Source organism: Streptomyces sp. NPDC006923 (assembly GCF_040635655.1).
Lineage (GTDB): Bacteria > Actinomycetota > Actinomycetes > Streptomycetales > Streptomycetaceae > Streptomyces.
Genome location: NZ_JBEYIF010000014.1, coordinates 156,604 through 162,823, shown reverse-complemented (window position 1 = coordinate 162,823; position 6,220 = coordinate 156,604). Strand labels below are relative to the sequence as shown.

Genomic DNA, 6,220 nt, shown 5'->3' with positions numbered 1-6,220 from the left:
ACGGCATCGCACACGACCTCACCATCTGGATGGCCGCCCGCGACTTTCCCGGACAGCCAACCAGACAAGTCACCGACTTCTAAAACACGCCCTAGGGGCAACATGCGGCACCGGCTCCGCCGCCAAGGCACAGCAAGACCCAGCGCCCGCAGCCGGACCTGACGCGCCATCATGAGCACCATCGACGACCTGACGCCCCGTCAGCGCATGCGTCAAGCGTGCGTCAGAAGGGCCTCACGTGCGTCGAATATGCGTCAAGATATCGCCCGTAACACACACAACGCTCATAGTGCACACTCGACGAAACAGCAGGTCAGACACCCTTTGCGGCAGGCTCAAGGATCGCGACGCATTCGACATGATGCGTCATCGGAAACAGGTCGAAGGCGCGCAGCGTACGCGGCTTGTAGCCGCCCTCCCGGAAGTACGCCACGTCGCGGGCGAGGGCCGCCGGGTCGCAGGCGACGTACGCGATGCGGCGGGCGCCCAGGCCCGAGATGTGCTTGACGACCTGCTTGCCGGCGCCGGCGCGCGGCGGGTCGAGCACGATCAGATCCGTCGAGGTGATGTGCGTGCGCGGCAGCACCTGGTCGACCTTGCCCTGCTCGACGCGGACCCTGGGCAGGTCCCGGAGGTTGTGGCGCGCGTCCTCGACGGCGCGCTTGCCGGACTCGATGCCCAGCACCGCCCCGGCCTCCCCCACGCGCTCCGCGATCGCCCCGGCGAAGAGGCCGACCCCGCAGTACAGGTCGAGCGCGGTCTCGCCCTTGCGCGGCATCAGCCCCTGCATCACGGCCTCGACCAGCACCTGCGGAGCCTGCGGGTGGACCTGCCAGAAGCCGCCCATGCCGACGCGGTACGTACGGCCGTCGGCACGCTCGCGGACGAAGGCGCGGCCGTGCACCCGGTGCACCCCGCCGTCGTGCTCCTCCACCCGCAGCACGGACACCGGCTTGTCCAGCTCCACCAGCGGCAGCCGGCCGCCCGGCCGGGGAGCGAGGACCACCTGGCGGTCGCCGGAGCCCGACGCCGCGATCGCCTCGACCGTGGCCATCTGCGGCCACTCGCGCCGCTCGACACCGAGTTCGCTCACGCCCTCCGTGGCGATCAGGCAGCGGTCGACCGGCTCGATGTCGTGCGACCGGTGTTTGCGCAGTCCCGCGCGGCCGTCCTCGTCCACGGCGTACTGCACCCGCGAGCGCCAGGCGGGCACCTCGCCCGGCGGCAGCTTGTCCCCCGGCGCGGGCATGACGGTCCCGTCCCAGCCGGCCTGCTCGGGGGTGAGGCCCGCGAGCCGCTGGAGCTGTTCGGCGATGACCTCGCCCTTGAAGCGCCGCTGCGCGCCCGGCTTGGCGTGCTGCCAGTCGCAGCCGCCGCACCGGCCGGGACCGGCGTACGGGCAGGGCGCCTCGACGCGGTCCTTGGACGCGTCGATGATCTTCACCGCGTCGGCCCGGAGGTAGCGGGAGTCCTCCTCGCCCTCCGTGATCCGCGCGACGATCCTCTCGCCGGGCAGCGCGTGCCGTACGAACAGCACGCGGCCCTCGTCGGTACGGGCGATGCAGTGGCCGCCATGCGCGACGGGACCGACCTCGACCTCGTACTCCTCCCCGATCAGTGAAGCCTGCGGTTCAGTTTGCATGAGGGGGTGGCTCCAAAGATCAAAGGGGAGAGCGGGACAACAGCCCACCAGTCTACGTGCGCGCGGCCGGCCCCCTCGCCACTGCGGATCGCGGGCGCTTTCCGCCGCCGGTCAGTCCCTGGAGCCGGAATCCTTCGGGTGCGAGTCGACAGGACCGCGCCGGACCGAGCCCGGCGCCTGGTACGCGGGCCGCCGCTTCGCCCGCTGTTTGGCCAGCTCGGAGGATTCGAGCTGGTACGGCACCGAGGTCACCATCACCCCGGGGGTGAAGAGCAGCCGCCCCTTGAGCCGCAGGGCGCTCTGGTTGTGCAGGAGATGCTCGTACCAGCGGCCGACCACGTACTCGGGGATGTAGATGCTGATCGCGTCACGCGGGTTCTCGCTGCGCAGACCCCGTACGTACTCGATGATCGGCCGGGTGATCTCGCGGTAGGGCGAGTCGAGGATCTTCAGCGGTACGTTGATACCGCGCCGCTCCCATTCCTCCTTGAGCACCTTCGTCTCCGCCGGGTCGACGCTGATACTGAGCGCCTCCAGGCTGTCCGAGCGCATCAGCTTGGCGTATCCGAGCGCCCGCAGCGTGGGCTTGTGGACCTTGGACACCAGCACAATGGAGTGCACCCGGGACGGCCGGACACTGTCGTCGGAGGGACCCTCCGCGGCGGCGATCTCCTCGGCGACCCGGTCGTAGTGCTTCCGGATCGCGGTCATCGTCCCGTAGAAGATCACCATGCCGAGCAGCGCGACCCAGGCACCGTGGGTGAACTTGGTCGCCAGGACGACGACCAGGACCAGGCCGGTGAAGAAGGCGCCGAAGGCGTTGATGGCCCGGGAGCGGACCATGTGACGGCGCTTGGCCACATTGCGCTCGGTCTTCAGATGGCGGTTCCAGTGCCGCACCATGCCGGTCTGGCTGAGCGTGAAGGAGACGAAGACGCCGACGATGTAGAGCTGGATCAGCCGGGTGGAGTCCGCGCCGTACACACCCACCAGCAGCGCGGCGGCGCCGGCCAGCAGCACGATGCCGTTCGAGAAGGCCAGCCGGTCCCCTCGGGTGTGGAGCTGGCGCGGCAGATAGCGGTCCTGGGCGAGGATCGAGCCGAGCAGCGGGAAACCGTTGTACGCGGTGTTGGCGGCCAGGAACAGTACGAGCGCGGTGGCCGCGGCGAGAAGGACGAAGAAGAAGGTCTCGGGCCCGAAGACGGCCGCGGCGACCTGTGAGATCACCGGGTTCTGGACATAGCCGGGGCCGACCGGAACGCCGTCGCGGAACAGATCGGTGGCCGGGTACTCGGCCATCCTCACCTTGGTGACCATGGCCAGCACGATGATGCCGCAGAACATGGTGACGGCGAGGCCGCCCATCAGGGCGAGCGTCGTCGCCGCGTTCTTGCTCTTCGGTTTGCGGAAGGCCGGGACGCCGTTGCTGATCGCCTCGACGCCGGTGAGCGCGGCGCAGCCGGAGGAGAACGCCCGCAGCAGGAGGAAGACGAGTGCGAAGCCGGCCAGGCCCTGGTGCTCGGGTTTGATCTGGAAGCCGGCGGTCGGAGCGCTCATGGTCTCGCCGAGCACAAGCCCGCGGAACGCGCCCCACATGATCATGATGAAGACGCCGCCGACGAAGACATAGGTCGGAATGGCGAAGAGCTTCCCCGATTCTCGTACGCCGCGCAGATTCATCAGGGTCAGCAGCACGATTATCGCGATGGCGCAGAGGACTTTGTGTTCCACCACGAAGGGGATCGCGGAGCCGAGGTTCTCCACACCCGAGGAGATCGACACGGCGACGGTCAGCACGTAGTCGACCAGCAGCGCGCTGGCGACGGTCAGACCGGCCTTGGGGCCGAGGTTGGTGTTGGCCACCTCGTAGTCGCCGCCGCCGCTGGGATAGGCGTGCACATTCTGCCGGTACGAGGCGACGACCGTGAACATCAGGACCACGACGGCGACCGCGATCCACGGGCTGAAGTGGTAGGCCGAGACTCCCGCGATGGACAGGACCAGGAGGACCTCTCCCGGCGCGTACGCCACCGAGGACAGCGGGTCGGAGGCGAAGACGGGCAGCGCGATGCGCTTGGGGAGGAGGGTCTCCCCCAGCCTGTCGCTACGCAGCGCCCGCCCGATCAGGATTCGTTTGGGCACGTCGGTCAGTTTGGACACGCAGAGGATCGTATGCGTTCGAACAGCATGCCGCGCAGCCAGTACCCCTCACTGTCCCGGAGTCTTGGCCTTATGGAGATGACGGCTTCACGCCGCCGCCGCTTAAGCTCGACCCAGGGGGACACCGTATACGGTGTCCCATTTAGTGCCCGGCACGTCGAGAAAGAAGAGTGAACAGGGTGTTTTCGCAGGTCAGCGAGTTCAGGACTGCGGGGTAAGGCGACGTGCACATCGTGATCATGGGCTGCGGCCGAGTGGGAGCCGCACTCGCGCAGAATCTGGAGCGGCAGGGGCACACCGTCGCCGTCATCGATCAGGACCCCACGGCGTTCCGCCGGCTCGGCTCCGGTTTCGGCGGCCGTCGCGTCGGCGGGGTCGGATTCGACCAGGACACCCTGCGTGAGGCGGGGATCGAGGAAGCCGGCGCGTTCGCGGCGGTGAGCAGTGGCGACAACTCCAACATCATCGCTGCCCGGGTGGCCCGCGAGATGTTCGGCATCGAGAACGTCGCGGCCCGCATCTACGACCCGAGGCGCGCCGAGGTCTATCAGCGGCTGGGCATCCCGACCGTGGCCACGGTCCGGTGGACCGCCGACCAGATGATGCGGCGGCTGCTGCCGTCGGGCGCGGAGCCCCTGTGGCGCGATCCGAGCGGTGGTGTGCAGCTCGCGGAGGTGCACACGTCGGAGAGCTGGATCGGGCACAAGATCAGCACGCTGCAGGAGGAGACGGGCGTCCGCGTCGCGTTCCTCACCCGGCTGGGCGAGGCGATGCTGCCGACGTCCCAGACGGTGCTGCAGGAGGGCGATCTCGTCCACGTGATGATGCGTACGGACGACATCGAGAAGGTCGAGGCGGCATTCGCCGAAGGTCCGGACGGAGGCGGGAACTGATGCGCGTCGCGATTGCCGGGGCAGGTGCGGTGGGCCGTTCCATCGCGGGCGAGCTGCTGGAGAACGGACACGAGGTCCTGCTGATCGACAAGGCGCCGACGGCGATCTCGGTGGAGCGGGTCCCGCTGGCCGAGTGGCTGCTGGCCGACGCCTGTGAGATCACGTCACTGGACGAGGCCGCGCTGCAGCGCTGCAATGTCGTGATCGCCGCGACCGGCGACGACAAGGTCAATCTGGTCGTCTCACTGCTCGCGAAGACCGAGTACGGCGTGCCGCGGGTGGTGGCGCGGGTCAACAACCCGAAGAACGAGTGGCTGTTCAACGAGGCCTGGGGCGTCGATGTCGCGGTCTCCACGCCGCGTCTGATGTCGGCGCTGGTCGAGGAGGCGGTGAGCGTCGGCGATCTTGTACGGCTGCTGCGCTTCAGCCACGGTGACGCCAATCTCGTCGAGTTGACGCTGCCCCCGGAGTCGGCCGTGACCGGCACCCAGGTCGGCGATGTGACCTGGCCCGAGGACACGTCCCTGGTCACGATCATCCGCGGTACGCGGGTGCTCACTCCCAACCCGGAGGAGACGCTGGAGGCGGGCGACGAGCTGCTGTTCGTGGCGGCCCAGGCGCGCGAGGAACAGCTTGAGGACCTTCTGTCGGTGCGCCGCGAGGACGCGGCCGGCTGATCCGGCGGTGGGCGTGCGGAAGGGCCGGCACCCCCGGGGGCCGGCCCTTCCGCACGCGTGGGGCGGACGCTAGGTGTCCCGGCGGTGCCGGACCGGTCCTTCACTGGTGGCGGCGGCCGCGGCCTTGCGCTCCTTCTCGGCCTGCTCCTCCGCCTCCATCTCGGCGAACACATCGATCGGCGGCGGCGCCTTCGCCAGGAAGACCCAGGTCAGATAGACCGCCAGCAGGAAGGGCGGGATCTTGAGCGCGATCAGCACCCAGCCGAGCTGGGTGGTGTCGGCCCACCAGTAGAGCGGGAAGAGGATCGCGCACTTGGCGAGCAGGATCAGGCCCCAGGCCCAGCTCGCCTTGGCGTACGCCTTCCTGCGGCCCGGGTTCCGGGTGCGCCAGGAGAGGTTCTCCTTGAAGACCGGGCCGAGGATGAGCCCGATCAGCGGCACACCGGCCAGGGTCGTCACGATGTAGGCGACCGCGAGCCCCAGCGTGTAGATCATGCCCGGCAGGTAGAAGTCCTTGGCGTCGCCGGTCATCATCGCGAAGACGACACCGAAGGCGACGCCGAAGACCCCGCTGAAGGCGTGCTTGAGGGTGTCCCGGCGGACCAGCCGGACCACGACCAGCAGCAGCGACACGGCCACGGCCGCGATCGCCGAGCTGTGCAGGTCCTTGTTGATCGTGAAGATCGTGACGAAGAGCAGACCGGGGAGGACTGTCTCCACCATGCCGCGCAGGCCGCCGAACGCCTCGAAAAGCGCCGCCTCGGTGACGGCTTTCGCCTCTTCGTCCTGCGAGGTCGGTGAGGCGCCGGAAGCGGGCGAGGCGGGGGGCTTGTCGAGTGACGTCACCG

At 68.9% G+C, this 6,220-nt stretch carries 5 protein-coding genes; 2 read left to right on the top strand and 3 right to left on the bottom strand.

All coding sequences use genetic code 11. From position 1 onward, the window contains the following. Window positions 1–313 precede the first annotated feature (313 nt). On the bottom strand, window positions 314–1,642 hold the full coding sequence (locus ABZ707_RS25790; RefSeq protein ID WP_360179329.1) for a class I SAM-dependent RNA methyltransferase: 1,329 nt from the start codon (window positions 1,640–1,642) through the stop codon (window positions 314–316). Between the two features lie 111 nt (window positions 1,643–1,753). Further along, window positions 1,754–3,802, bottom strand: a complete 2,049-nt coding sequence (locus ABZ707_RS25785; RefSeq protein WP_360179327.1) for an APC family permease — start codon at window positions 3,800–3,802, stop codon at window positions 1,754–1,756. A gap of 224 nt (window positions 3,803–4,026) precedes the next feature. Between ABZ707_RS25785 and ABZ707_RS25780 the strand changes: the two genes are divergently transcribed. Beyond that, window positions 4,027–4,695: a TrkA family potassium uptake protein gene (locus ABZ707_RS25780; protein ID WP_360179325.1), complete on the top strand. Its 669-nt coding sequence runs from the start codon at window positions 4,027–4,029 to the stop codon at window positions 4,693–4,695. Beyond that, window positions 4,695–5,372 carry a TrkA family potassium uptake protein gene (locus ABZ707_RS25775; protein WP_319680699.1) on the top strand — a complete coding sequence of 226 codons (678 nt, stop codon included), beginning with the start codon at window positions 4,695–4,697 and terminating at the stop codon, window positions 5,370–5,372. Before ABZ707_RS25780 ends, ABZ707_RS25775 begins: the two co-directional genes overlap by 1 nt. Before the next feature lie 69 nt (window positions 5,373–5,441). Here the strand turns inward: ABZ707_RS25775 and ABZ707_RS25770 are convergent, their stop codons facing one another. Next, entirely contained in the window at window positions 5,442–6,218 is a 777-nt protein-coding gene (locus ABZ707_RS25770; protein WP_360179323.1) for a DUF3159 domain-containing protein, read from the bottom strand. Between the last annotated feature and the right edge of the window lie 2 nt (window positions 6,219–6,220).

Bases quoted from the DNA above. Each gene is read 5' to 3' on its own strand.
- ABZ707_RS25790 (WP_360179329.1), bottom strand. From the start codon at position 1,642: ATGCAAACTGAACCGCAGGCTTCACTGATCGGGGAGGAGTACGAGGTC.
- ABZ707_RS25775 (WP_319680699.1), top strand. From the start codon at position 4,695: ATGCGCGTCGCGATTGCCGGGGCAGGTGCGGTGGGCCGTTCCATCGCG.